Here is a 25,933-nt window from a genome sequence, read left to right as displayed (position 1 = left end):
GTCCCCACACCGATGAACACCGCATACCGCAAACCCCTGCCCGGCACGTCGCTGGACTACTTCGACACACGCGCCGCGATCGACGCGATCGCGCCCGGCGCGTACGACACGCTGCCGTATACGTCGCGCGTGCTCGCCGAAAATCTCGTGCGCCGCTGCGATCCGGCGCTGCTCGCCGACTCGCTGAAACAGATCGTCGAGCGCAAGCGCGAGCGGGATTTCCCGTGGTTTCCGGCGCGCGTCGTGTGCCACGACATTCTCGGCCAGACGGCGCTCGTCGACCTCGCCGGGCTGCGCGACGCGATCGCGGAGCAGGGCGGCGATCCGGCGCAGGTCAACCCGGTGGTGCCGGTGCAGCTGATCGTCGATCACTCGCTCGCCGTGGAATGCGGCGGCTTCGACCCCGATGCGTTCGCGAAGAACCGCGCGATCGAGGATCGCCGCAACGAAGACCGCTTCCATTTCATCGACTGGACCAAGAAGGCGTTCAAGAACGTCGACGTGATCCCGCCCGGCAACGGCATCATGCACCAGATCAATCTGGAGAAGATGTCGCCCGTGATCCAGGTCAGCGACGACGGCGTCGCGTACCCGGACACTTGCGTCGGCACCGACAGCCACACGCCGCACGTCGACGCGCTCGGCGTGATCGCGGTCGGCGTCGGCGGCCTCGAGGCCGAGAACGTGATGCTCGGCCGCGCGTCGTGGATGCGGCTGCCGGACATCGTCGGCGTCGAGCTGACGGGCCGCCGCCAGCCCGGCATCACCGCGACCGACATCGTGCTCGCGCTGACCGAATTCCTGCGCAAGGAAAAGGTGGTCGGCGCGTATCTGGAGTTTCGCGGCGAAGGCGCGGCGAGCCTCACGCTCGGCGACCGCGCGACGATTTCGAACATGGCGCCCGAGTACGGCGCGACCGCCGCGATGTTCTTCATCGATGCGCAGACCCTCGACTATCTCCGCCTCACCGGCCGCAGCGACGAACAGGTCGGGCTGGTCGAGACCTACGCGAAGGCGGCGGGCCTGTGGGCGGACAGCCTCGCGCGCGCCGAATACGAACGCGTGCTGCGCTTCGACCTGTCGTCGGTGGCGCGCAACATGGCCGGCCCGTCGAATCCGCACAAGCGGCTGCCGACGGCCGAGCTGGCCGCGCGCGGCATTGCCGGCCAATGGGACGACGTGCCGGGGCGGATGCCCGACGGCGCGGTGATCATCGCCGCGATCACGAGCTGCACGAACACCAGCAATCCGCGCAACGTGATTGCCGCGGCGCTGCTCGCGCGCAATGCGAACGCGCGCGGCCTGACCCGCAAGCCGTGGGTGAAGACCTCGCTCGCGCCCGGCTCGAAGGCGGTCGAGCTTTACCTGGAAGAAGCGAAGCTGCTGCCGGATCTGGAGAAGCTGGGCTTCGGCATCGTCGCGTTCGCGTGCACGACCTGCAACGGCATGTCGGGCGCGCTCGATCCGGCGATCCAGCGGGAGATCGTCGAGCGCGACCTGTACGCGACCGCCGTGCTGTCCGGCAACCGCAACTTCGACGGCCGCATCCATCCGTATGCGAAGCAGGCGTTCCTCGCGTCGCCGCCGCTCGTCGTCGCGTATGCGATCGCGGGCACGATCCGCTTCGACATCGAGCGCGATGCGCTGGGCGTCGATCAGCACGGCCAGCCGGTCTATCTGAAGGATCTCTGGCCCGCCGACGAGGAGATCGACGCGATCGTCGCGGCGAGCGTGAAGCCCGAGCAGTTCCGGCGCGTCTACGAGCCGATGTTCGCGCTGAACGCCGCGACCGGCGAAACGGCCGCGCCGCTGTACGACTGGCGGCCGCAAAGCACCTACATCCGCCGGCCGCCGTACTGGGAAGGCGCGCTCGCGGGCGAGCGCACGCTGAGCGGCATGCGTCCGCTCGCGGTGCTCGGCGACAACATCACGACCGATCACCTGTCGCCGTCGAACGCGATCCTGCTCGACAGCGCGGCGGGCGAGTACCTTGCGAAGATGGGCCTGCCGGAGGAGGATTTCAATTCGTACGCGACGCACCGCGGCGATCACCTGACCGCGCAGCGCGCGACGTTCGCGAATCCGACGCTGGTCAACGAGATGGCCGTGGTCGACGGTAGCGCGCGCAAGGGGTCGCTCGCGCGCGTCGAGCCGGAGGGCAAGGTGATGCGGATGTGGGAGGCGATCGAAACCTACCTGAACCGCAAACAGCCGCTGATCATCGTCGCGGGCGCCGACTACGGCCAGGGTTCGTCGCGCGACTGGGCGGCGAAGGGCGTGCGGCTCGCCGGGGTCGAGGCGATCGTCGCCGAGGGCTTCGAGCGGATTCACCGCACCAACCTGATCGGGATGGGCGTGCTGCCGCTCGAGTTCAAGCCCGGCTCGAACCGCGCGACCTTCGGCATCGACGGCACCGAGACCTTCGACGTGATCGGCGAGCGCACGCCGCGCGCCGATCTGACGCTGATGATCCAGCGCCGCAACGGCGAACGCGTCGCGGTGCCGGTCACGTGCCGGCTCGATACGGCCGAGGAAGTGTCGATCTACGAAGCGGGCGGCGTGCTGCAGCGCTTCGCGCAGGATTTCCTCGAATCGTCGAAGGCGGCCTGACGGCGGCGCGCGGCGAGGACCCGGGCGGCGCGGCGACGCGCCGCCCTTTGCGACTACAGGACAGCATCGAGATGGCACACGTACCCCAGATCAAGATTCCCGCCGCCTACCTGCGCGGCGGCACCAGCAAGGGCGTGTTCTTCCGCCTGCAGGATCTGCCCGAGGCCGCCCGCGCGCCGGGCGCGGCGCGCGATGCGCTGCTGCTGCGCGTGATCGGCAGCCCCGATCCGTACGGCAAGCAGATCGACGGGATGGGCGGCGCGACGTCGAGCACCAGCAAAACGGTGATCGTCGCGAAGAGCAGCCGGCCCGACCATGACGTCGACTACCTGTTCGGCCAGGTGTCGATCGATCGCGCGTTCGTCGACTGGAGCGGCAACTGCGGCAACCTGTCGGCGGCCGTCGGTCCGTTCGCGATCGGCGGCGGGCTGGTCGACGCGAGCCGCGTGCCGGAGAACGGCGTCGCGGTCGTGCGGATCTGGCAGGCGAACATCGGCAAGACGATCGTCGCGCACGTGCCGATCACGAACGGCGCGGTGCAGGAAACCGGCGATTTCGAGCTGGACGGCGTGACCTTCCCGGCCGCCGAGGTGCAGCTCGAATTCCTGGACCCGGCGGCGGACGAGGACGGCGCCGGCGGCGCGATGTTCCCGACCGGCCAACTGGTCGACGATCTCGACGTGCCGGGCGTCGGCACGCTGAAGGCGACGATGATCAACGCGGGCATCCCGACCATCTTCGTCGACGCGGCCGCGATCGGCTACAGCGGCACCGAGCTGCAGGACGCGATCAACGGCGATCCGGCCGCGCTCGCGAAATTCGAGACCATCCGCGCGCACGGCGCGTTGCGCATGGGGCTGATCGGGCATCTCGACGAGATCGCGACCCGGCAGCACACGCCGAAGGTCGCGTTCGTCGCGAAGCCGGCCGGCTATGTGGCGTCGAGCGGCAAGCGGGTCGACGCGGGCGACGTCGATCTGCTGGTGCGCGCGATGTCGATGGGCAAGCTGCATCACGCGATGATGGGCACGGCGGCCGTCGCGATCGGCACGGCCGCGGCGATCCCGGGCACGCTGGTGAATCTCGCGGCGGGCGGCGGCGAGCGCGAGGCGGTGCGCTTCGGGCATCCGTCCGGCACCTTGCGGGTCGGCGCGCAGGCGCGCCGGGTGGACGGCGAATGGACCGTCACCAAGGCGATCATGAGCCGCAGCGCGCGGGTGCTGATGGAAGGTTGGGTGCGGGTGCCGGGCGACACGTTCTGACGGTTGACTGTTCGCCGCGCGGCCGGCGCGCGGCGCCGTTTCGGGAGAATCTCATGCCGCTTCAGGCGCCGTTGGCCGGGGTGCACATCGTCGAATTCGAGGGCTTGGGGCCGGGGCCGCTGGCGGGCTGGATACTGGCCGGCATGGGCGCGCGCGTGACGCTGGTCACGCGTCCCGCCGGCCGGTCGAGCGCGCCCGACGCGCTGCGCAGCGCCGACGGCGATCTGCTGCGGCAGGGCAAGGAGCCGGTCGAACTCGATCTGAAAACCCCCGCGGGCCGCGATGCCGCGCTCGCGCTGGTCGCCCGCGCCGACGTGCTGATCGAAGGCAACCGCCCCGGCGTGATGGAGCGGCTGGGTCTCGGGCCGGCCGACTGCGGCGCGCGCCATCCGCGCCTCGTCTATGCGCGGATGACGGGCTGGGGGCAGCACGGGCCGCTCGCGCAATCCGCGGGCCACGACCTGAACTATGTCGCGCTGACGGGCTTGCTGTCGCTGTCCGCGCTGCGCGGCGAGCGGCCGATGATTCCGCCGACCGTCGTCGGCGATGCGGGCGGCGCGCTCGGGCTCGCGTTCGGCATCGTCTGCGCGCTGTTCGACGCGCGCTCGAGCGGCGTCGGACGGGTGGTCGACGGCGCGATCGTCGACGTCGTCGCGATGCTCGGCATGCTCGCGCTGTGGGCGCGCGCCGGCGGGCAGCTCGACACGCCCGCGCCGAGCCTGTTCCACGACGCGCCGTTCTATGCCGTTTACCGCTGCGCCGACGGCGAGCACGTGACGGTCGGCGCGCTCGAGCCGCCGTTCTACGCGCTGCTGCTCGAACGCCTCGGCCTCGCCGACGTCGATCCGGCCGCGCAGTACGACCGCGCCGCGTGGCCGGCATTGAGGGCGCGCTTCACCGCGCTGTTCGAGACCGAGCCCGCCGCGCATTGGCGCGCACGGCTCGAAGGCACCGACGCGTGCTTCGCGCCCGTGCTCGGCGTCGCCGACGCGGCGCGGCATCCGCACAACGTCGCGCGCGGGATCTACCGGGAGGACGCGGACGGCACCGTGCGCGCCCGCGTCGCGCCGCGCTTCCTGCCGTTGCGAGAGGGCGACCGGCACGACGACGCCTGAGCGGACGCGCCGCTGCGCGTGGCGATCCGGCCGGATTGTCCGGTCGGCGGCGGGGCGGGGATGCGCCGCGCGGGCCGCGCGGGACGGTGCGGCGGCCGGTCAGTCAGGCCTTTTCCTCGACGCCGTCGGCGGCCTTGCCGTCGCCGATCTTGTTGATGGTGCCTTGCGCCACGGCGACCAGCCGTTCGTGCGAGCCGTCGATCACGAACACGTGGCACTGGCAGGTTGCCTGGTAGCGCCCGCCGTACAGCAGTTTGGCCCGCGCGAGCAGGACGCCGTTGACGGCCGGGCGCAGGTAATTGATCTTGTATTCGCCCGTCACCACGCGCGGCCCGAGCGCCAGCGCGCCCGCGAACGTGAGGGCGTTGTCCACCAGATAGCCGATGACGCCGCCGTGCACGAAACCGTGCTGCTGCTTCAGCTCGTCGCGGATCGGCAGGCACAGCGACGCTTCTTCCCCGCCGATGTACACGAGTTCGGTGCCGAGCAGCATGCTGAAGGGCTGCGCCCGGAGCGCGCCGCGCGCGTGGTCCACGATGTCGGTCATCGACGTTCCTTGGCTGAAGGAGAGGCGCGGGAACAGCCGGGCCGTTCGGTACGCCGCGCAGGCCGAAACGGCCTGCTTGCGCTTCACTCTAGGAAGGGGCGGTCCGATACGCAAGCAAATTCGTGGTGACTATGACGCCGATCGGGTGCCGCGCCCGCCGGAATATTGCGGCGAATCCGCGCAAGCCGCGCCGATCGCGCCGATCGCGCCGATTCGGGCGTGATATCTCAAGTCCGCCGACGGGATGCCGCTAACGCCTGAGCGTCACACTCTCTTTCGATCTCCAGGAAACGCCATGTTCAGCAAAATCAAGCTCGCGTCCGGTCTGCTCGGCGTTCTCGTCGTCTTCTGCCTGTTTCAGCTCGCGCTCGAGGGGCTCGGCTTCTGGTCGCTGTCGGCGACGCGGCGCGGCGTCGACGATCTGTCCAGTGTGGCGATCGCGCAGGTCGGCGCCGCCAACCAGGCGACCCAGCGCCTGCTCGACGCCCGCATCAACCTGTCGCGCGCGGGCACGCGGATGGTGCGCGGCGGTCCGAAGCCGGCGGACATCATCCGGCACGCCGACGAGCAACTGGCGCTCGCCGACAAGGCGTTCGCGGTGCTCGCGAACGTCCCCGCGGTCAGCGACGAGAACCGCGCGCGCACGGCGGCGCTTGCTGAACGCTACGGCAAGCTGCACGCGGCGCTCGCGGAACTGGTGCAGTTCCTCGATGCCGACAACATCCAGGCGTTTCTCGACCAGCCCACCCAATCGATCCAGGATGCGTATCTTGCCGAACTGCGCAATTTCGTCGATTTCAGCGGCAATTCGAGCCGGGATGCGCTGGACCTGATCGATACCGCGATCGCGTGGTTCAAATGGGTGGCCATCGTCCTGTTCGTCGCGATGCTGGCGAGCATCGCGGCGGTCTATGTCGCGGCGAAACGCGGCGTGGTCGAGCCGCTGGCCGAGGCCGGCCGCCATTTCGACCGGATCGCGCGCGGGCGGCTCGACCAGCCGGTCGAACCGCAGGGAGTGTTCGAGATCGATCATCTGCTGCGCGGGCTGGCCGCGATGCAGGCGAGCGTCGCGGGCACCGTGCGCTCGGTGCGCACCGGATCGGATGCGATCCACCTCGGCGCGGGCGAGATCGCGAGCGGCAACGCGGACCTGTCCGCGCGCACCGGCAGCCAGGCGGCGTCGCTGGAGGAAACGGCGGCGAGCATGGAGGAACTGACCGCTACCGTGCGCCAGAACACCGACAGCGCGCGCGCGGCCAGCACACTGGCCGACCAGGCGCTGGACGCGACGAGTCACGGCAGCGCGGTGGTCGACAGCGTGGTCGACAAGATGCGCGGCATCGCGCGCAGTTCGGGTCGGATCGCGGAAATCATCTCGGTGATCGACGGCATTGCGTTCCAGACCAATATCCTGGCGCTGAACGCGGCGGTCGAGGCGGCCCGGGCGGGCGAGCAGGGCCGCGGCTTCGCGGTGGTCGCGGGCGAGGTGCGCTCGCTCGCGCAACGCAGCGCGCAGTCGGCGAAGGAGATCAAGGCGCTGATCGAGGAGTCGGTCGCGCAGATCGACGGCGGATCGGAGCTGGTCGAGCGGGCGGGCGAGGCGATGCGCACGGTGTCGTCGTCGATCTCGCGCGTCGCGCAGACGATGACGGAAATCACCGCCGCGTCGGTTGAGCAGAGCGCGGGGATCGAGCAGGTCAACCAAGCGGTCACGCAGATGGATCAGTTGACCCAGCAGAACGCGGCGCTCGTCGAGCAGGTGGCGGCCGCCGCCGCGTCGCTGAACGAGCAGACCCAGCATCTGCAGCAGGCGGTGGCGGTGTTCGAGCTGGGCGACGGACGCATCGCGACGGGCGGGCGGATGCATGCGCCGGAGGCGCCGGCGCTGGGGGCGTTCGAAGCGGCTTGAGCGGGAGGGGCGGATCGGCCCGATCGGTTGGGTCGGCCCGATCGGTTGAATCGGTTGAATCGGTTGAATCGGTTGAATCGGTTGAATCGGTTGAATCGGTTGAATCGGTTGAATCGGGTGAATCGGTTGAATCGGTTGAATCGGTTGAATCGGGTGAATCGGTTGAATCGGTTGAATCGGTTGAATCGGTTGAATCGGTTGAATCGGTTGAATCGGTTGAATCGGTTGAATCGGTTGGATCGGTTGGATCGGTTGGATCGGTTGGATCGGTTGGATCGGTTGGATCGGTTGGGTCAGGCGGATCAGGGATCAGGGATCAGGGATCAGGGATCAGGGATCAGGGATCAGGCCGGCGCCGGTATGCCGGGTTCGCGGGCCGCGTGCCTCGTCGGGGCGATGGTGTCGACCGGCGGCATTGCGCCGATGGCCGGACTTCCTGCCTCGGGATCAGCCTTCAGCGACTTCACCCGTGGCGCTCGATCTGCCGCGCGGCGCTTGGAACGAAGCGCATGCTGCGGTTGCGCCGGCGAGCGTTCCGCGCGCGGCGGATCATGCGCGGCCGGGCAGCGCCGCGTAGGCGGTGGCGAGGTGGTAGGGCGTGGTCGACGGCATGTCGGTGCGCGATACGTCGCCTTGCGCGGTCTTGCATTCGTACCAGCCGCGCGGGTGCAGGAAGCGCGCGCCGAACCGCTCGATCTGTTGCGCGAGCGCGTCGGCGCCGGTGCCGACGTGCGTCGCGAGCGCGCGCAGGTATTCGGTCTGGGCCCAGATGCGCTGCGTGCCGTCGATGCATGCGCCGTGCGCGTCGGTGGCCGCGCAGACGCCGCCCGTCTGCGCATCGACGCCGTGCCGCTGCGCGAACGTGTAGGCGCGCGCGAGCGCCTGCGGCAGGCCGGTGCCGGCCAGCCTCGCTCCGGCGGCGCTGACCAGATAGAACCATTCGAACTGATGGCCGGGCTCGAAGCGGTTGCCGGTGCTGCCTAGCGGCAGTTCGGCGATGCAGCCGGTGCCCGGGTCGACGAAGGTGCGCTCCACCGCCTGAGCGGTGCGCAGCAGCGCGGCGTCGTACGCCGCATCGTTGAACGCGCGGCCGGCCGCGAGCCAGCCTTCCGTCAGATGCATCAGCGGATTCTGCAGCGGGCCCTCGGCCGTCTGCGAGAAATTCTCGCTACGCGCGGCGTCGAGCAGCGCGTTGCCGGGCTGGCGCGCGAAGCGCGTCTCGATCAGCGATGCGGTGTGGCTCGCGACGGTCTTCGCGTCGCGATTGCCGAACGCCGCGAAGTATTCCGCGCATGCGAACACGACGAATGCGTGCGTGTAGAGATCCTTGGTGCGGTCGAGCGGCGCGCCCTGCGCGTCGATGCTGTAGAACCAGCCGCCGTGGCGGAGATCGCGGAACTGGCGGCACAATGCGGCGAACAGCGTGTGGGCGTGATCGGCGTCGCCGGCCTGCGAGAACACGAACAATTGCCGCGCGCAGGCCATCGCGCGATAGCGGGTGGCGGGCAGCGGCGCATGCGTGCCCGGCGCGACGGCTTCGAACGGCAACTGCAGCGCGCGGTCGAAACCGGGACCGCGCCACATCGGCAGGACGATGCGGGCGAAGTGATCGCGCAACTGGGCGGCTTGGACGGAGGCTGGGTCGGACGCGGACATGGCGGATAACGACGCGGTAAACGATGGGAAATCAGACGGACGCACGCTGCGCCGAGGGCAAGGATAATGCAACTCGACCGGGTGCCGTGTATTCCACCGTACAAAAACAGGAGTGAAAGCATGCTGAACAATGTTGAACTGGTGATGCGGCTCGTTCTGGCGGCGGCGCTGGGCAGTGTGATCGGCTTCGAGCGGGAGCGCCTGTCGTGGGCGGCCGGCCTGCGCACGCACATGCTGGTGTGCGTCGGCTCTGCGCTGATCATGATCGTCTCGGCGTTCGGGTTCGCCGATGTGCTCGGGCAACCGCACGTCGACCTCGATCCGTCGCGGATGGCCGCGCAGGTCGTATCGGGGATCGGCTTTCTCGGCGCGGGATCGATCCTGCTGCGCGGCGAAATCGTCCGCGGCCTGACGACGGCGGCGAGCCTGTGGTCGGTGGCGGCCGTGGGGCTCGCGGTCGGCGGCGGCCTGTACACGGCGTCGATCGCCGCGACGATCATCATCCTGATCATCCTGGCGGGCATCAAGCCGCTCGAGCGCCGCTACATCACGGTGCGGCAGCGCCGCCAGATGTCGCTGATGGTCGAGCGCGGCGCGCTGACGTTTCATTCGGTGCATACGGCGCTCGGCGTCGACAGCGCGCGGATCAAGCAGTTCATCGTCCAGCAGAGCGAGGATGCGTCCGACTGCGACGAGGTGACGATCGCTTTCGGGCGCGTGTCGGAGCCGGAGTACGAGCGCATTTGCGCGACAGTGCGGCAATTGCCCGGCGTGAAGGGATTCAGCGACCGGCAGAGCGCGCTGCCCGACGAATAAGCTGCGGGGCCCGGCACGCGGCATGAGACAATGCGGCCTTCCCGCTATTCGCAGTATTTGCCCGGCGCCCGTACGGTGCGCTGCTGTACGCCCCATGACCGATTCCGCAGCATCTCCCCGTTCCCCTCGTTCGACCGGCAAGCCGCGCCGGCCGCGCGCCGTTGCCGCTGTCGGCCGCGCGCCGGCCCGCGCCGCTGCGCGGCCCGATAGCGACGCGCAATCCGGCGACGCGGTGCGCGACGAACACACGCTCGACCTGTTCGGCGGTCACGGCGCCGACCCGCGCGACAGCGTTGCGCGCGACACGGTCGTCGAGGCTTTCGACGATACGCCGGCCGACGTGCGGCAACGCAGTCTCGACGGTTTCGAGGTGCCGGAGGATGCGGGGCGGCTTGCGCCGGTAGCGGACGGTCAAGGCGGCGAACCGGCGGTTGCCGCGTCGGAGCCGGTGGCGCGATCGGCTGGATCGGTCGGATCGGCGCCGCCGTCGGTTGCGGTCGACGCCGGTGCGAAGTCCGATGCCGAAGTGCAAGCCGAGGTCGGTACGAAGGTCGCGGCCGACAGGACGGCGGCAGCCGATGCGAAGGTTGTAGTTGGTGCGAAGGCGGAAGCCAGCACGAAGGCCGAAACCGATACGAAGGCGGAGGCTGCCGCAAAGGCTGAGGCCAGTACGAAGCCTGAGGCCGGCACGAAGGTGGGGGTCAGCACGAAGGCTGAAGCCGACACGAAGGCGGAAGTGGGCATGAAGGCTGAAGCTGGCGCAAAGGTTGAAGCAGGCACAAAGGCTGAGGCCAACACGAAGCCTGAGGCCAGCGCCAAGGCCGAAACCGGTGCAAGGGATGGCGCCGACACGGGAATCCGTGCGGGTGCGCCGGTCGATGTCGATTTGAAGGTTCCTCCTGGCACGAAGGGCGAACCGTCACAAGTTCCCGGCACCGTGCCGGATGATGCCCCGGACCTTTCCGTATCGCCGGTTCCCGGTCCGGCCGCGCTGCCCGCGAGCGCAACCCGGCCGGCGGCCACGCCGCGCCGCCCGGCTGCGCGACGCACCGACTCCGGCCCGGCGAATCGTGGCGCGGCAACGACGCGCGACAGCCAGCAGGCGGCGAAGCGCCGCCCGGCGTCGCCCGAACCGGATGCGCACGCCGGCGATGTCGCCGCCGCACCGGACGCGCCGCGTTCCGATGTCGCGCCCGCGATCGATCTCAATGCGCATCTGCAGCCGCTCTCCGACCGGATCCGGGCGCTGCAAGCCGAAACCGTCGAACTGCGCCGGGCCGCGAGCGTGGAAATGCGCCGGGTGAACCGGCTGATGCTCGCGCTGGCGGTGGTGGCGCTGATCGGCATCGTGGCGCTGGTCACCCAGACGATGGAAGTGTCCCGCCTGAAGCGTGATTCCGCTGCGCTGCAGCAACGGATCGACCGCCTTGCCGCCACGCAGGAGACCCAGCAAGCGAACCTGATCACGCTGACTCAGCGGCAGGACGAACAGGGCGCGCAGGTGGAGCGGCTGACCAACCGGTCCGCCGTTGCCGCCAAGCCTGTCGAGAAGCGGTCGCGGCGGCTCCGGTCGCGATAAATCGAGCCGGATCGCAAGCCGCGCCGGCTTGTTGTGCCGCCGCAACGCCGCGCTGCCGAACCGGGCGATCGATGGATTCCTCCAAAGAAAATGCTGCGACGCACTAGTCATGGCTAGGGAAAACCCTTAATATTCGTATTAAGGGAAAACCCTAGCCATTTTTGACAGGAGTCGCACATGAGCCTCATCTTCGCTCTGCTTCAAAAGATCGACGAACTCTTTGCGTCGCCGCACTTGCCGCTCGACGCCGACTATTCGTATGCAGCCCGTCATGCCGAAGCGGAACGGGTGCGCAAGTCGCACGTTGCATTGTTCGGTCTGATTCGTCACTGATTCTCCGCCCCGGCGCGTTCGCGCCGGGCGTTGCCGTTTCCTCGCTGTTTCTGCCGGAGCGCTTGCGCGCAACCCGGTCCTGCCCGCTACACTCGGTGTTATCTCCCGCTTCGCATAGGTGCGGCATGCTGCAGATGCGACCGATGACCCAGGGCGAATTCCGTCTTTACCGCCAGCGCGCCGTGTCGAGCTACGCGCGCGATCTGATCGAGTCCGGCCAGAACGCGCCGGTCGATGCCGACGAGCGCGCGTCCGCGTGCCTCGATGTGCTGTTGCCCGACGGGCTGCTGACCGACAACCAGGTGCTGCTGACGGTGCGTGAATCCGCGCAGGGCGAGGTGCTGGCTTTCGTCTGGTACGCGGTGGTGGAGGAAGGGCCGCACCGCACGCTCTTCATTTACGATCTCGACGTCGAACCGGCGTTTCGGCGCCAGGGTGTCGCGACGCGGGTACTGCTGGCGATCGAGGACGAGGCGCGGGAGTTGCGCGTGACGGAGCTGGGCCTGTCGGTGTTCAATCACAATGCGGCCGCGCGCGCGCTGTATCGCGGGCAGGGCTACGCCGAAGTGACGACGACGATGATCAAGCCGGTCGCGTCGCGCTAGCGGGCAAGCGTCGGGCCGACAAGAAAACGCGCGAACCGGATTCTGAACTGCACCCCAAAAGTTGGACATCAATTCAACCTTTGGGGTGCAGTTCACTTCCCGGTTCGCGCGTTTTTTATGGGCTCTTCGAGACAGGTGCGAACGAGGATCAAGCGCCGGTCCGGCGTGCCGCGTCGCCTTTCCACGTACGCAGTAGCAGCGCGTTGGCCACGACGCTCACGCTCGAAAACGCCATCGCCGCGCCCGCGATCACCGGATTCAGCAGGCCGAACGCCGCGAGCGGGATGCCGATCAGGTTGTAGACGAACGCCCAGAACAGGTTCTGCTGGATCTTCCGGTAGGTGCGGCGCGAGATGTCGATCGCATCGGCGACGAGCGTGGGATCGCCCCGCATTAGCGTGATGCCCGCCGTGTGCATGGCGACGTCGGTGCCGGTCGCCATCGCGATGCCGACGTCGGCGGCGGCGAGCGCGGGTGCGTCGTTGATGCCGTCGCCGACCATCGCGACGACGGCGCCGTCGTGTTTCAGTTCCGCGACGACGCGTGCCTTGTCGTCGGGCAGCACCTGGGCATGCACGTCGGCGATGCCGAGCGCCGTCGCGACGGCCGCCGCGCTGCCGCGGTTGTCGCCGGTCACGAGCGCGCTGCGAACGCCGCGCGCGGCGAGTCGTTCGATCGCCTGGCGCGCGCGCGGCTTGACCGTGTCGCCGAACGCGATCAGCGCGAGCGCGGTGCCCGGGGCCGAGGGCGCGTCGACGCGCATCAACCACGACACGGTGTTGCCCGCCGCCTCCAGTTCGGCCGCGCGCCGCGCGAATCCGGGCGGCGCGGCGATGCCCAGCTCGCTCATCCAATGTGCGCTGCCGAGCGCGATCGGCGTGCCGTCGACGCGCGCCTCGACGCCGCGCCCGGCCACCGCGCGGGCGTCGTCGACGGACGCGTCGGCGAGCGGCGAGCGGCGCGCATCGGCGTCGTCCGCAAAGGACGCCACGACGGCGCGGGCGAGCGGATGATCGCTGTGGCGCTGCACGGCGGCCGCGAGCGCGAGCGCGTCGCCGCGCGGCAGGCCGATCGCGTCGAATGCCGTGACGGCCGGCCGGCCCTCCGTCAGCGTGCCGGTCTTGTCGAATGCGACGACGGAGACGCGCTGCGCCAGTTCGAGCGCCTGCGCATCCTTGATCAGCACGCCGCGGCGCGCCGCGACGCCGGTGCCGGCCATGATCGCCGCGGGCGTGGCGAGACCGAGCGCGCACGGACATGCGATCACGAGCACCGCGACCGCGTTGAGGATCGCCGTCTCGGCCGGCGCGCCGGCGATCAGCCAGCCGGCCAGCGTGACGAGCGCGATGACGAGGATCGCGGGCACGAACACCGCGCTGACGCGATCGACGAGCCGCTGGATGGGCGCCTTCTCCGCCTGCGCCGATTCGACGAGCCGGATGATGCGGGCCAGGGTGGTTTCCGCGCCGATCGCGGTGGTGACGACGGTCAGCGCGCCTTCGCCGTTGATCGAGCCGGCCGTCACGCGATCGCCGGGGGCTTTCGGCACCGGCAGGCTCTCGCCGGTGATCAGCGATTCGTCGATATGGGTCGCGCCGGCGGTGATTTCGCCGTCGACGGGAATCCGTTCGCCCGGCTTGACGGCCACGCTCGTGCCGACCCGCACCTGCGCGAGCGGCACCTCGCGCTCGACGCCGTGTTCGACGATGCGCGCGCGATCGGGGCGCAACGCGTTGAGCGCCCGGATCGCATCGGTAGTCTGGCGCTTCGCGCGGGCCTCGAGCCATTTGCCGAAGCGCACCAGCGTGATGATGACGGCCGACGCTTCGAAGTACAGATGCGCGTCGGCGCCGGGATGGCGCGCCATTTGCCACACGCTGAGGCCGTACGCGGCCGACGTGCCGATCGCGACGAGCAGATCCATGTTGCCCGCGCGGGCTTTGACGGCATGCCACGCGGCGCGGTAGAAGCGGGCGCCGAAGCCGGCCTGGACGAGGGTGGCGAGCGCGAGTTGCAGCCATCCGGGCAGTGTCAGCGCGATGCCGAGCGGCGCGGCGAGCATCGGCAGCACGAGCGGCACGGTGAGCACCGCGGACGCGATCACCAGGTTGCGTTCGCGGCGGGCTTCGGCGCGTTTGCGGTTGTCGTGACTCAGCGGGCTCCGTGCGCCGGAGGCGGCGGGGGTGGCCGGAGCGGCGGCCGTCGCGCGGTAGCCTGCTCCGGTCACGGCGGCGATCAACTGAGCAGCCGTGACGGCGGGCGTGGCCGTGATCGTCGCCTGTTCGGTCGCGAGGTTGACGGACGCGTGCGTGACGCCGGGTACCTGGGCGAGCGCTTTCTCGACACGTCCGGCGCACGATGCGCAGGTCATCCCGCCGATGTCGAGTTCGATGCGGGCGGGTGGGCTGGCCGTCGGTGAGGGAATCGTCGACGCGACGGGCGCCGATGAATCGCCGACGGCCGTGTCGCCCACGGGCGTGGCGCGATAGCCCGCCTGCTTGACCGCATCGACGAGTTGTCTTGTCGGGACCTTGGTTGCCGTTTCGACCGTCGCTTTTTCGGTCGCCAGATTGACCGATGCGCGCGTGACGCCGGGTACCTGCGCGAGCGCTTTTTCGACGCGGCCGGCGCAGGATGCGCAGGTCATGCCGTCGATGTCGAGTTCGATGCTGGCGAGTGCGTCGGGTGCGTGGGCTACCGGTGCGGGGCTCGTCGGGACGAAGGTCACGGGGTGGCCGAGCGGCGATGAATCGCCGGCGGCAGCGTTCCCCACCGGTGTCGCGAGATAGCCGGCTTGCTTCACCGCGGCGACAAGCTGCTCGGCGCTGGCCTCCGCGTTGGCGTCGACCGTCGCGCGGTGCTCGGCGAGATTGACTGTCGCGCGCGTGACGCCGGGCGTCCCGGCCAATGCGTTCTCGACGCGCCGCGCGCAGCCGCCGCAGGTCATGCCGGCGATATCGAGCGTGATGGGATGGGCGGCAGCGGGCGGGGTCGGTTGGACATCGTGCATGTGGGCGGCGACGGCAGTCTCGGCCGCCGCCACGTGCCGAGCCCGATAACCGGCCGCGGCCAGCACGTCGATCAACTGTGCGGCGGCGACTTCCGGCGCTGCCTCGACCGTCGCGGTTTTCGCGGCGAGGTCGACCTTGGCCGCGACCACGCCCGGCACCTGCGCGAGCGCTTTCTCGACGCGTCCGGTACAACTGCCGCAGCGCATGCCTTCCACTTCGAGTTCGGTTGTTGCGGAGGCCGTTGGATGGGAGAGATCTGTCATGTCGATAACCGGTGCGGGAGGCGGAACGACCGCCGACCTGTGCAGTATCAACGTTCCAATGATGGGAAGGTCAAGGGATCTTTGCGTTGTTTCAGCAGAATCCTTGCTCTGTCGTGATCGGATCCGCCTCCTCGGGATTCAGGGGCGCTCGGAAAGCGGGTGAGGGGGAACGGATTGGGTGGGATCGGCGGGGCTATGAGCGACCTGGGCAGTCATTGTCATCGAACCAGCCTGCGTCGGACCGTCATGTCCGCTTCCGGCAAGGTATTCGGCTTAGCGAAGAGGGCGGCAGGCAAGGCTTGGCCGGTCACGCCGCTTGCTGATGCGCTGCTGAGGGAATCCGGCGATATCGGTGAGCTGACAAACGGCGGGAAATACGCGCCGGGCGGAATGATCCGTCCCCGGTTCGGCGGCGCGAAAAAGCGAGGCCAGGCGCGGGCCGGAAGGGGTTGATTGCATTCCAACCATGCCGATGCGCCTGGACGTCGCGCTTGTTATTGCGTGCGTTTCAAGAACACCACATTAGGCTGTGCGCCTGCCGGATAGCCGCTCGGGTAATAGCCGCATTTGGTCGGATCGGAAGAGTATCCGATGGGTTGCCATCCTGTCGGCCAGGAAAAGCTCCAGCATGCCGAAATGGTCGTGCCGACAGGCAAATTGAGGAAATAGGTCATTTCCTGCCAATTGGGACTGGGGAGTCCGCCGGGCGCGGTGCAATACGAATTGCTGCGCTGATTGGTGACGATCCATCCTGACGCGATCTGGGTGGGGAAACCGGCAATCACCTTGGTACGGTAATTATAAAAACAGGCCGACACGGTCGGCGCGCCGTCCTGCCCCACGCCCGGAGTCAGGCCGACGGCCGCGGGATCGGGGATGCCGGGCGTGGATTGCGCATACAAGGGCGCCGCCTGGATGCACAACGCGGCGAGCGCGACCGAGACCCCTCGGAATACATGACGACGAAACACCATGATTAACCCCTTGCCTGATTAGCCAGATTGAAGTGTTCGACATGTCCTTGCTGTGATGTTCAACAGGCTGTTGGCATGCAAGGCTGAAGCGGGCACTTCGTTTTCGACGGCCATTGCCGAATACTGCCCGGGTAAAAGCGGGTTTCTTGCCCGCGCCGCGCTGGAGGCGATGGCGAGTCGCTGACCTGCCCGTGCATGCACGGTTTCATGGCGCAAGAATGGTTGGGGGCCGCTGAATCGGCTGCCCAACGACAGGACGCGGATATGGCGCCTCCGGGCGCCCCCTCACCAACCCGGCCCCCTCAAGCGTCTCGCGCTCCAGCCTTCGCCATCGCGTCCGCGACCGCCGTCCGCTCGTCGCCGCCCCGCTCGCGCATCCGTTCGGCGGCGCCGATCCGGTCGCGCGCGTCGCGGTTCTGGCCGAGCTTCCACTTGCCGGTGAGCCGCGTCACGTCGATCTCGAGACCGACGATCGCGGCGAGCATCTGGTCGATGAAGTCGGCCGGGGCATCGCTCATCTTCCACGGCACCGGCTCGCCGGCCTCCATCTTGCGGGTCAGCCGCGCCACCAGTCCGCGCACGAAACGCTCGTCGTCGCGTACCGTGATCCGGCCGTGCGCGTGCACCACCATGTACTGATAAGTCGGCACGAAGCGATGGGTGTCCAGCTTGCCCGGATACCAGCTCGGCGACAGATAGGCGGACGGACCCTGGAAGATCACCAGCGTGTCCGGTCGCTCGGCCGCTTCCCGCCACACGGGATTGGCGCGGGCGACATGGGCGCGCAGCGTGCCGCGTCCGCCGGCGCCCGGTTCGAACTCGAACGGCAGGTGATTGGCGTCGAGACCGTCCGGTCCGACCGTCACGAGCGCGCCGAGCGGATGGTCCGCGATCAGCTGTTGCAGGACCTCGGTCCGACTTTCGTCGAAATGAGCGGGCAGATACATGGATGCTCCTCGAACGCATTGGGGGAACCCGACGACCAGTCAGGGGGGCGGTTTCGGTATTCGTGCCAAATGATGCGGTAATCGGCCAGAATCCGGTTTTTCCCCTACGCGAGCATTGTTTTCGTCCGGGTGCGGAGGGTACGATACAGCCCATCCGGAAATATAGCTTCACACGGCCAGCGCACACGCTACGAGGGAATCAACACGCATGCGCGGGCCGCCGACCAACACGCGCAGCCTGGCTGCGCGTCTGCCGCGCCATCAAATGATAAAAATCGAACGAGAAACCGCCTCCGTGCGACGCGTGTGTGCGTCGCTCGCCGTTCTGGCCCTGCTGGCGGGCTGTGCGTCCCCGCCCGACGTGATTCAGCGCAAGACCGGCTGGATGCGCAGCGAGGTCGCCGATTCCTACCTCTACGCCTACCCGCTCGTGCTGATGGATGTCGCGAAGGAAGCCGCCACCGGCGGCGACGGCGCTCAGCCCGGCCAGGCTCCCGTCAACACGCTGCGCCATGCGCAGGCGCTGCCGCCCGTCGGCGCATCGTATCCGCCGCTGCCGGGCGTCGATACGCTCGATTCGGCCGGTTGGCTCGACGTCGGCGCCGAGCCCGTGATCGTCGCGCTGCCCGACACGCGCGGCCGCTACCTCGACGCCCGCGCGCTCGACATGTGGACCAACGTGCTCTGGTCGAGCGGCGCGACGGCGAACCTTCGCTCCGGCGTCAGCAAACCGCAAACGATTGCGTTCGTCGGCGCCGGCTGGACCGGCACGCTGCCGTCCGGCGTCACCCGGGTGGACGTGCCCGCCCGCAACGCGTGGCTGGAAGTCCGGATCCAGACGAGCGGCGGCCGCGACCTGACCGCCGTGAAGAAACTGCAGCGCGCGATCCGCGTGGTGCCGCTCTCCGTCTATACCGGCGCGACGCGCGGCGCGTCGATGGCCGTCCATGCCGGCAGCGCGCCCGCCGAGGCGGCGAGCGGCGGCACGTCCGCCGAGCAGGTCGCGGCGCTCGATCCGACGGCCTTCTTCAGCCGTTTCGCGCAGGCGCTGCAGGACAATCCGGCGCCGTCGGGCGATGCGCACGCGCAGGCGATGCTGGCCGATATCGGCGTGACGGCGGGAACGCCGACGCTGTGGTCGGGCGACCGCCTGACGGCGGCGACCGCCGGCGTGGCCGAGGCGCGGGCGCGGCTCGCCGCGCCGCCGTCCAACCTGCTCGCGGCGAACGGCTGGAGCTGGATCGGCGACGGAGCAGGCAATTACGGGCAGGACTACGCGCTGCGCGCCTATGCCGCGTCGACCCAGCTCGGCGCCGCGACGCGCGATGACGAAACCCTCGCCGTCGTCAGGACCGACAGCGACGGGCAGCCGCTCAACGGGGCGAACCGCTACGTGCTGCGCTTCCCCGCGAACGCGTTGCCGCCCGCGCGCGCGTTCTGGAGCCTGACGCCGTACACGGCGGACGGTGCGCTGCCGGATCTGCGCCAGGCGCGCCGCTCGCTGGGCGCCCGCGACCGGCTGCACCGCAATCGCGACGGGTCGATCGAGATCGTGGTCTCGGCCGCGTCGCCCGGAGGCGCGCGCGCCTCGAACTGGCTGCCCGCGCCCCGCGCGGACTTCGCACTGGCGCTGCGCCTGTACGCGCCGAAAAAACAGGCTGCCGACGGCAGCTGGCAGCCGCCCGCCGTCGAGCGGCAGTGAACGCCTTCGCGTTCCGATCGTCATACGAACGCCGATGCGGCTCGATGAGGGCCGCGTCGGCGCGTGGTGCAAGGCCTAGCGCCTATACTTCCGAAAGCCGGACGCCTCGGTCCTGATTCTCATGACGGCGCTCAAGCGCCGTCCCAACGGCAATCCAGTATGGCAAGCCTCAATAAAGAAACCGTCAACTCGACCCTGCAAAAACTCGGCGGCATCGCGCGTGCGCGCCGCACCCGGCGCATCGGCTTCGGTGTGCTGATCTTCCTCGTGCTGTTCGGACTGCTCGGCTTTTTCGCCGCGCCGCCGCTGATCCGCCATATCGCGGAGCAGCAGCTGAGCCGGCAGCTCGACCGCCCGGCGACGATCCGGCGCATCGCGCTCAATCCCTACACGCTGAACCTCGAAGCCGACGGCATTCACCTCGGCGAGCGCGGCGGGCAAGGCGATTTCGTCGACATCGGCAAACTCACCGTGCGGCCGTCGTGGCTGTCGCTGTTTCGCGGGGCGCCGATCGTCAACGAGGTGAAGCTCGATGCGCCGCGTCTGCACATCGTCCGCTACGATGCGCAGCGCTTCAATTTCACCGACCTGATCGACAAGTTTTCGGCGCCGTCGAAGCCCGACAGCAAGCCCGCCCGTTTCTCCGTCTCCAACATCCAGGTCGCCGACGGCCGGATCGAGTTCGACGACCGGCTGCTGAACGCGAAGCACGTGATCGACCAGTGGTCGCTCGGCATCCCGTTCATCGCGACGTTGCCGTCGAAGACCGGCGTCTTCGTGCAGCCGAAGCTGCACGCGCGGCTTGACGGCAGCCCGATCTCGATCGACGGGCGCACCAAGCCGTTCGCCGAGTCGCGCGAATCGGAAGTCAACCTGAAATTCGACGGCCTCGATGTGCCGCGCCTCTTGTCCTACGTGCCGACCAAGCTGCCGGTCGCGGTGCAGTCGGGCAAGCTGTCGAGCGACCTGACGGTGAATTTCGTGATGTCCGGCGAGACGCCCGCGCTGCGCGTGTCGGGCACGGTCGACCTGAACGATGCGAAGGTGACGGATCCGGCCAACGCGCCGCTGTTCGCCGCCCGCGCCGTCCACGTGGCGGCCGCGCAGCTGGAGCCGCTGCGCAACAGCCTGCACTTCGATGACATCCGCATCGACCAGCCGGTGGTGGACCTTGCCCGCGACAAGCGGGGCGTGCTGAATGTCGAGAAGCTGGCCGGCGCGCCCGCCGCGAAGGCCGAGGCGGCATCGGGCGCTTCGGCCGCCGCATCGGCGGGCAAGACCGAGGCCGGCAAGCCGGAGCCGCTCGACCTGACGATCAAGCGCTTCGCGATCAACGACGGCACGATCAACGTCAACGACAGCGTGCCGGCGCCCGCCACCACGGTGTCGCTGACGCAGGTCGCGGCGACGCTCGCCGATTTCTCGCTGCAAGGCAAGGCGCCCGCGCATTACACGCTGTCGACCGAGCTGGCGCGCGGCGGCGCGGTGAAGGCCGAGGGCGGATTCAGTCTGGCCGCGCAGCAGGCCGACGCGAAGCTGACGGTCGACGCGCTGCCGCTGCCGATCGCGCAGCCGTATCTCGGCGAGGTGACGGCGGCGAAGGTGCTCGACGGCGCGCTCAGCACGATGGTGAACGCGAAGGTGGACTGGTCGAAGACCCCGCTCGACGCGCAGGTCAGCGACAGCACGCTCGATCTGAAATCGCTGAAGATCGCCACGCCGAATGCGAATGCGAAGGCGCCGGCGATCGTGCTGCCCCAGGCGAACGTGAAGGTGACGAAGATCGACGTGGCGGCGCGTACCGCGGAAATCGCGAGCGTCGACGCGAGCGGGCTCGCGCTCGACGTGCAGCGCCTGAAGAACGGCGACGTCGATCTCGCCGCGCTCGCCGGCCCGCACCAGAGCGTGCCCGCGCGCACGGTCGCGCACAAGGCGCAGCAGGCCGCGCCGTCCTGGCATTACAAGATCGGCGAGCTGAACCTGACGGACGCGAAGGCCAGTTTCACCGACAACTCGACGCCGCGCCCCGTCAAACTGGCGTTCGCGCCGCTGCAGCTGAAGGTGCAGCAGATCAGCGACGATCTGTCGAAGCCGCTGCCGATCGCGCTGAAGACGACGCTGAACCGCAAGGGTTCGCTGAACGTATCCGGCGACGTGACCGCCTCGCCGCTCAAGCTCGGTCTCAAGCTGAACGGCGACCGGCTCGATGCGGCGGCGTTCGAGCCGTACTTCGGCAGCATGCTGAACGCGACGGTCGCGAGCGCGCTGCTCAATGCGAAAGGCGACCTGGCGTTCGCGCAGGCGAAGGGCGTGACGAAGGCCTCGTACCGCGGCGACGCCGCGCTCGTCGACGTGCGGATGCTCGACAAGGCGACCTCCGATCCGTTTGCCGGTTGGCGCTCGCTGGCGCTGTCGAACCTGAAGGCGAATTTCGACGATACGCGCGGCACCGACGTCGATGCGGCGCGCGTCACCTTCTCGAATTTCTACGGCCGCGTGCTGCTCGACGCGCAAGGGCGCTTGAACCTGAGAGACGTGGTCGCGAAGGAAACCGGGCCCGCGCAGTCGCTCACGCGCGACGCGAGCGGCAAGGAGCCAGTGCCGCTGACGCCGCAGGCGGCGTCGCAGCCGGAGGCCGCGCTGCCGGCTTCCGCTGCCGCGCCGGCGTCGGGTGCGTCGGTGCCGGTGGTCGTGAAGGCCGCCGCCGCGCCGTCGCATCCGGTCCGCCTGCACTTCGGGCAACTGGTGTTGCAAAACGGCCGGGTCAGCTATACCGACAACTTCATCAAGCCGAACTACACGGCGGATCTGGTCGCGATCAAGGGCACGGTGGGCGCGTTCGGCACCGATTCGGCCACGGCCGCGCCGGTCGACGTCGCCGCGAAGCTGGCGGCGAACGGCCCGATCACGATCAAGGGGTCGGTCAATCCGCTGATCGACAAGCCGGCGCTCGACCTGACGGCGAGCGCGCACGATATCGAGCTGACCAACCTCACGCCGTATTCGGCGAAATACGCGGGCTATCCGATCACGAAGGGCAAGCTCAATGTCGACCTGCATTACAAACTCGACAACGACCAGCTCACCGCGAACAACCACATCTTCATCGATCAGCTGACCTTCGGCGATCACGTTCAGAACGACACCGCGACCAAGCTGCCGGTGCGGCTCGCGATCGCGCTGCTGAAGAACTCGCGCGGCCAGATCGACGTGAACATTCCGGTGTCGGGTTCGCTGTCGAATCCGGAGTTCAGCATCGGCGGGTTGATCTGGCATGCGGTGCTGAACCTGCTGCAGAAGGCGGTGACGTCGCCGTTCACGCTGCTCGCGAACGCATTCGGCGGCGGCGGCGAGGAACTCGGCTACGTCGAGTTCGCGCCCGGCGCGTCGCAGCTCACCGACGCGTCGCAGAAGAAGCTCGACACGATCGTGAAGATGCTGGCCGACAAGCCGTCGATCCGCCTCGACCTGATCGGCCGCGTCGATCCGGACAAGGATCTGCCGGGCCTGCGCGATGCGTACGTGGACCGGATGGTCCGGCAGCAGAAGATGAAGGACGTGGTGGGCCAGGGCGAGAGCGTCGATCCGAGAAGCGTGAAGGTGGATGCCGCCGAGTATCAGAAGTACCTGACCAAGGCGTATAAGGCCGCCGATTTCAAGAAGCCGCGCAATCTGGTCGGCCTGCAGAAGACGCTGCCCGACGACGACATGAAGAAGGCGCTCGCCGAGCATGCGCCGCTCGACGATTCGTCGCTGCGTACGCTGGCGCAGCAACGCGCGCAATCGGTCCAGCAGTACCTCGAGGGCAAGGTCGATGCGAGCCGCGTGTTCGTGGTGGCGCCGAAGCTCGACGCGAAGGGTATCGAGGACAAGGGCGCGACGACCCGGGTCGATTTCGGTTTGAAGTAAGCCGCCCCGGCGCGACGGCATCCGCCGTCTCGGCCGCGTGCTCTTGCAACGCCCCCGCACCGTCGGTGCGGGGGCGCTTTCTTTTGGTCGACGCGGAATCGTTCGACGTTCATCGTTCGCCGGCGCTTCGTGAGGGCCTATTGCCCCGGTCACAAGGTATCGGGCCGTGGCGAGAGCAGGCCAGGGGCATCGAGTCGGCCGGGAGCGCGAATGAGGCGGGACGGCGCGCGCTCGGCGGACTTCGGGCGCCGGCAAGGCGAGGGGCGCGCGGCGATCGAGGCCGCTCCAGCCGGGTTCCCGCTTACCCCTCTTCTTGCCGGGCATTGCCTCTTCGCGGTTTATTCAATCTCTCGCCGGCGGATTTTTATCTCTGCTTTATGAATTATCAATAGAGGTGGTTCAATCGGATGAAAGATTTGTAACATTTTAAAATTTCGTGAAGTTTTATATTACCTTACGAAAAATTACGAAGTATATTCAGCCATGCTTGAGTCGGCGAACGGGATGCAGGATCGTCCCGGTCGGCGTTCCTGCGAGCTTGAGCGGCGGATGGATCGAGTCTCCCGGGAAGACGGCCTGTCAGTGCGGGCCGTCAGGTTCCCGACGTCGCCTGCGATCGGCGATCCGTCGTGATTGACACGTGTCGAAGAGCACGATTCGTTTATTAAGAAAGACTAAACACCAGAGGGCTGTCGATTATGAATATCTTTACATAGTTCGCCTCAGATTCTTTCCAGTGTCGACGATGCTTATATTCGCTGCGAATTAGCGGCGAGGGATAGCTATTGTCGGTCGATCGCATTTATGCGGAACTGAATCTTCTTATTATTATTCGAGATCTCATCATGTGGATAAATCTACGCAATATCCGCTATCTCTCCCTGCTCGGCGCGCTGGCGCTTGCCGCTTGCGGCGGTGACGACGGCGGCGTGGGCGGCTCGGCCACCTCGCTCGGCTCGGCGCACAGCCCGACGACCAGCCCCGCGGTCACCGCGCCGACCGCGGCGACGCCGGTCGACAAGAGCGCCAAGCCCGTCGAGCTGCCCGATACGGTGATGCCGGTCAACTACAAGCTCTGGTTCCGTCCGAACGCCGATCTGAACCAGTTCGACGGCCGCGCGGACGTCGAAATCAAGGTGCTCAAGCCCGTCAACGCGATCGTGGTCGCCGCGAACCGGATTCAGTTCGCCAACGGCAAGATCACGCTGCAGCCGGGCAACGTGCAGCTGATCGCCACGCCGCAAAGCAAGGGCGACTACTACCAGCTGCGTCCGGCAAGCGGATCGATCTCGCCGGGCACCTACTCGCTGCATATGGAATGGCGAGGCATCATCAATTTCATGTCGAAGGGCGACCCGGCCACGGGTACCGTCGGCAGTTGCGACGTCGATCCGTATCCCGGCTGCTCGGCGGCGCAGGGGGTCTTCCGCGTCGACCTGAAGGGGACCGACGGCAAGACGAGCGGCGCGATTCTGACGCAGGGCGAAACCGATCTGTCGCGGCAGTGGTTCCCCGGCTGGGACGAGCCGGCATTCCGGCCGACCTACGAGGTGACGGCCGAGGTGCCGCAGGCATGGCGCGTCGTGTCGAACGCGGCGGAGAAACCCGCCGCGAACGTCGGCGGCGGCTACAAGCTGGTGTCGTTCGAGAAGACCCCGCCGATGCCGTCCTACCTGCTGTTCTTCGGCGGCGGCCTGTTCGACGTGCTCGAGGACAGCTTCACGAGCCCGCTGCCCGACGGCAAGGGCAGCATGCATCTGCGCATTTTCACGCCGCCGGGCATGCGCGACTGGGCGAAGCCCGCGATGGATCGCACCAAGCAGGCGCTCAACTTCTATTACCAGTACACCGGCATTCCGCTGCCGCTCACCAAGTTTGACACCGTCGCGGCCAACGACGCGTTCAAGGCGCAGAAGAACCTGAACTTCGGCGGCATGGAGAACTGGGGGGCGATTCTCGAGTTCGCGGACGACATCCTGCCCGAGCCGGGCAAGCCGATGTCGGACTACGGCGACCGGGTGCTCACTCACGAAGTCGCGCACCAGTGGTTCGGCGATCTCGTCACGGCCGACTGGTGGGACAACGTCTGGCTCAACGAATCGTTCGCGCGTTTCTTCGAGACGAAGACGACGATCCGATTCTTCCCGGACAAGTTCACGTGGATCAACGCGGTGAAGGATCGCTACCGCGTCATCAACAAGGACATCGGGCCGGACGCATTCCCGGTCGCGCCGAACTTCAATGCGTGGGGGTCCAACAATTTCGTCGTCCTGGCGAGTGCGTTCGTCTACAACAAGGGCAGCCACGTGCTGAAGATGCTCGAGGGCTTCATCGGCGAGGAGGCGATGCGCAAGGGCCTGCAGCAGTATCTGACCGACTACGCGTTCGGCAACGGCACGCCGAAGCGTCTGTGGGATGCGCTGTCGAAGGCGAGCGGTCAACCGATCGGTGCGATCGGCGACAGCTACGTGCGTCAGACCGGCGTGCCGCTGCTGTCGCTCGACACGCAATGCGATCTCACGAAGAACCAGAACATCGTGACGATCAAGCAGGCGCCGTTCCCGAACAAGAACGCGTATCCGGGTACGCAATGGACGGTGCCGGTGACGCTCGCCTACGGTGACGGCCTCGTCAACCGCAAGACGCTGGTGTTGAAGGACACGCAGACGCAGATCCGTCTCGACGGCTGCTCGGC

18 protein-coding genes are annotated in these 25,933 nt (G+C 68.1%); 13 read left to right on the top strand and 5 right to left on the bottom strand.

All coding sequences use genetic code 11. The features are described from left to right. Positions 1-12: 12 nt before the first annotated feature. The 3 genes from acnD to RZR99_RS06710 all read left to right on the top strand — a co-directional run bounded on the left by acnD (position 13) and on the right by RZR99_RS06710 (position 4,987). Positions 13-2,610, top strand: a complete 2,598-nt coding sequence (acnD, locus tag RZR99_RS06720) for a Fe/S-dependent 2-methylisocitrate dehydratase AcnD (protein ID WP_323118967.1) — start codon at positions 13-15, stop codon at positions 2,608-2,610. A gap of 71 nt (positions 2,611-2,681) precedes the next feature. Continuing rightward, a complete protein-coding gene (gene prpF / locus RZR99_RS06715; RefSeq protein ID WP_323118966.1) occupies positions 2,682-3,872 on the top strand; it encodes a 2-methylaconitate cis-trans isomerase PrpF in 1,191 nt (396 codons plus the stop codon). A 53-nt stretch (positions 3,873-3,925) separates the two neighbouring features. Beyond that, on the top strand, positions 3,926-4,987 hold the full coding sequence (locus RZR99_RS06710; protein ID WP_323118965.1) for a CaiB/BaiF CoA transferase family protein: 1,062 nt from the start codon (positions 3,926-3,928) through the stop codon (positions 4,985-4,987). Positions 4,988-5,090: 103 nt separating this feature from the next. Here RZR99_RS06710 and RZR99_RS06705 read toward each other — a convergent pair whose 3' ends face one another. Further along, entirely contained in the window at positions 5,091-5,534 is a 444-nt protein-coding gene (locus RZR99_RS06705; protein ID WP_323118964.1) for a PaaI family thioesterase, read from the bottom strand. Here RZR99_RS06705 and RZR99_RS06700 point away from each other — a divergent pair. Together RZR99_RS06700 and RZR99_RS06695 are read left to right on the top strand one after the other, a co-directional pair. Then, on the top strand, positions 5,524-5,757 hold the full coding sequence (locus RZR99_RS06700; RefSeq protein WP_323118963.1) for a hypothetical protein: 234 nt from the start codon (positions 5,524-5,526) through the stop codon (positions 5,755-5,757). The genes RZR99_RS06705 and RZR99_RS06700 overlap by 11 nt on opposite strands. 72 nt (positions 5,758-5,829) lie before the next feature. Then, positions 5,830-7,443, top strand: a complete 1,614-nt coding sequence (locus RZR99_RS06695; protein WP_323118962.1) for a methyl-accepting chemotaxis protein — start codon at positions 5,830-5,832, stop codon at positions 7,441-7,443. 549 nt (positions 7,444-7,992) lie between these two features. Here RZR99_RS06695 and RZR99_RS06690 read toward each other — a convergent pair. Next, positions 7,993-9,099 carry an AGE family epimerase/isomerase gene (locus RZR99_RS06690; protein ID WP_323118961.1) on the bottom strand — a complete coding sequence of 369 codons (1,107 nt, stop codon included), beginning with the start codon at positions 9,097-9,099 and terminating at the stop codon, positions 7,993-7,995. A gap of 120 nt (positions 9,100-9,219) precedes the next feature. Here RZR99_RS06690 and RZR99_RS06685 point away from each other — a divergent pair, with 120 nt between their 5' ends. From RZR99_RS06685 to RZR99_RS06670, 4 genes are all read left to right on the top strand, one after another. Further along, a complete protein-coding gene (locus tag RZR99_RS06685; protein ID WP_323118960.1) occupies positions 9,220-9,915 on the top strand; it encodes an MgtC/SapB family protein in 696 nt (231 codons plus the stop codon). Positions 9,916-10,147: 232 nt separating this feature from the next. Continuing rightward, positions 10,148-11,494: a hypothetical protein gene (locus tag RZR99_RS06680; protein WP_323118959.1), complete on the top strand. Its 1,347-nt coding sequence runs from the start codon at positions 10,148-10,150 to the stop codon at positions 11,492-11,494. A 177-nt stretch (positions 11,495-11,671) separates the two neighbouring features. Next, a complete protein-coding gene (locus tag RZR99_RS06675; protein WP_323118958.1) occupies positions 11,672-11,827 on the top strand; it encodes a hypothetical protein in 156 nt (51 codons plus the stop codon). Between the two features lie 125 nt (positions 11,828-11,952). Next, positions 11,953-12,432, top strand: coding sequence for a GNAT family N-acetyltransferase (locus RZR99_RS06670; RefSeq protein ID WP_323118957.1), 480 nt, complete (start codon positions 11,953-11,955; stop codon positions 12,430-12,432). Positions 12,433-12,580: 148 nt separating this feature from the next. Here the strand turns inward: RZR99_RS06670 and RZR99_RS06665 are convergent, their stop codons facing one another. Beyond that, positions 12,581-15,706, bottom strand: a complete 3,126-nt coding sequence (locus tag RZR99_RS06665) for a heavy metal translocating P-type ATPase (RefSeq protein WP_323118956.1) — start codon at positions 15,704-15,706, stop codon at positions 12,581-12,583. A 195-nt stretch (positions 15,707-15,901) separates the two neighbouring features. On the opposite strand from RZR99_RS06665, the gene RZR99_RS06660 reads away from it, so the two are divergent. Further along, positions 15,902-16,159: a hypothetical protein gene (locus tag RZR99_RS06660; protein WP_323118955.1), complete on the top strand. Its 258-nt coding sequence runs from the start codon at positions 15,902-15,904 to the stop codon at positions 16,157-16,159. 41 nt (positions 16,160-16,200) lie between these two features. Here the strand turns inward: RZR99_RS06660 and RZR99_RS06655 are convergent, their stop codons facing one another. Together RZR99_RS06655 and RZR99_RS06650 are read right to left on the bottom strand one after the other, a co-directional pair. Continuing rightward, positions 16,201-16,680, bottom strand: coding sequence for a hypothetical protein (locus RZR99_RS06655; RefSeq protein WP_323118954.1), 480 nt, complete (start codon positions 16,678-16,680; stop codon positions 16,201-16,203). Positions 16,681-16,982: 302 nt separating this feature from the next. After that, a complete protein-coding gene (locus RZR99_RS06650) occupies positions 16,983-17,627 on the bottom strand; it encodes an FMN-binding negative transcriptional regulator (RefSeq protein ID WP_323118953.1) in 645 nt (214 codons plus the stop codon). A gap of 265 nt (positions 17,628-17,892) precedes the next feature. Here RZR99_RS06650 and RZR99_RS06645 point away from each other — a divergent pair, with 265 nt between their 5' ends. From RZR99_RS06645 to RZR99_RS06635, 3 genes are all read left to right on the top strand, one after another. After that, complete coding sequence (locus RZR99_RS06645) at positions 17,893-19,329, top strand: DUF1254 domain-containing protein (protein ID WP_323118952.1); 1,437 nt, start codon at positions 17,893-17,895, stop codon at positions 19,327-19,329. A 159-nt stretch (positions 19,330-19,488) separates the two neighbouring features. After that, positions 19,489-23,238, top strand: a complete 3,750-nt coding sequence (locus tag RZR99_RS06640; RefSeq protein WP_323118951.1) for a DUF748 domain-containing protein — start codon at positions 19,489-19,491, stop codon at positions 23,236-23,238. An 845-nt stretch (positions 23,239-24,083) separates the two neighbouring features. Next, positions 24,084-25,933: M1 family metallopeptidase (locus RZR99_RS06635; protein WP_323118950.1), on the top strand; the 1,850-nt coding region annotated here is incomplete at its 3' end.

The organism is Burkholderia alba (assembly GCF_034721475.1).
GTDB classification, from domain to species: domain Bacteria; phylum Pseudomonadota; class Gammaproteobacteria; order Burkholderiales; family Burkholderiaceae; genus Burkholderia; species Burkholderia alba.
Note: the sequence above shows the minus strand (reverse complement) of the source record. Positions and strands in the feature narration are given on the sequence as shown.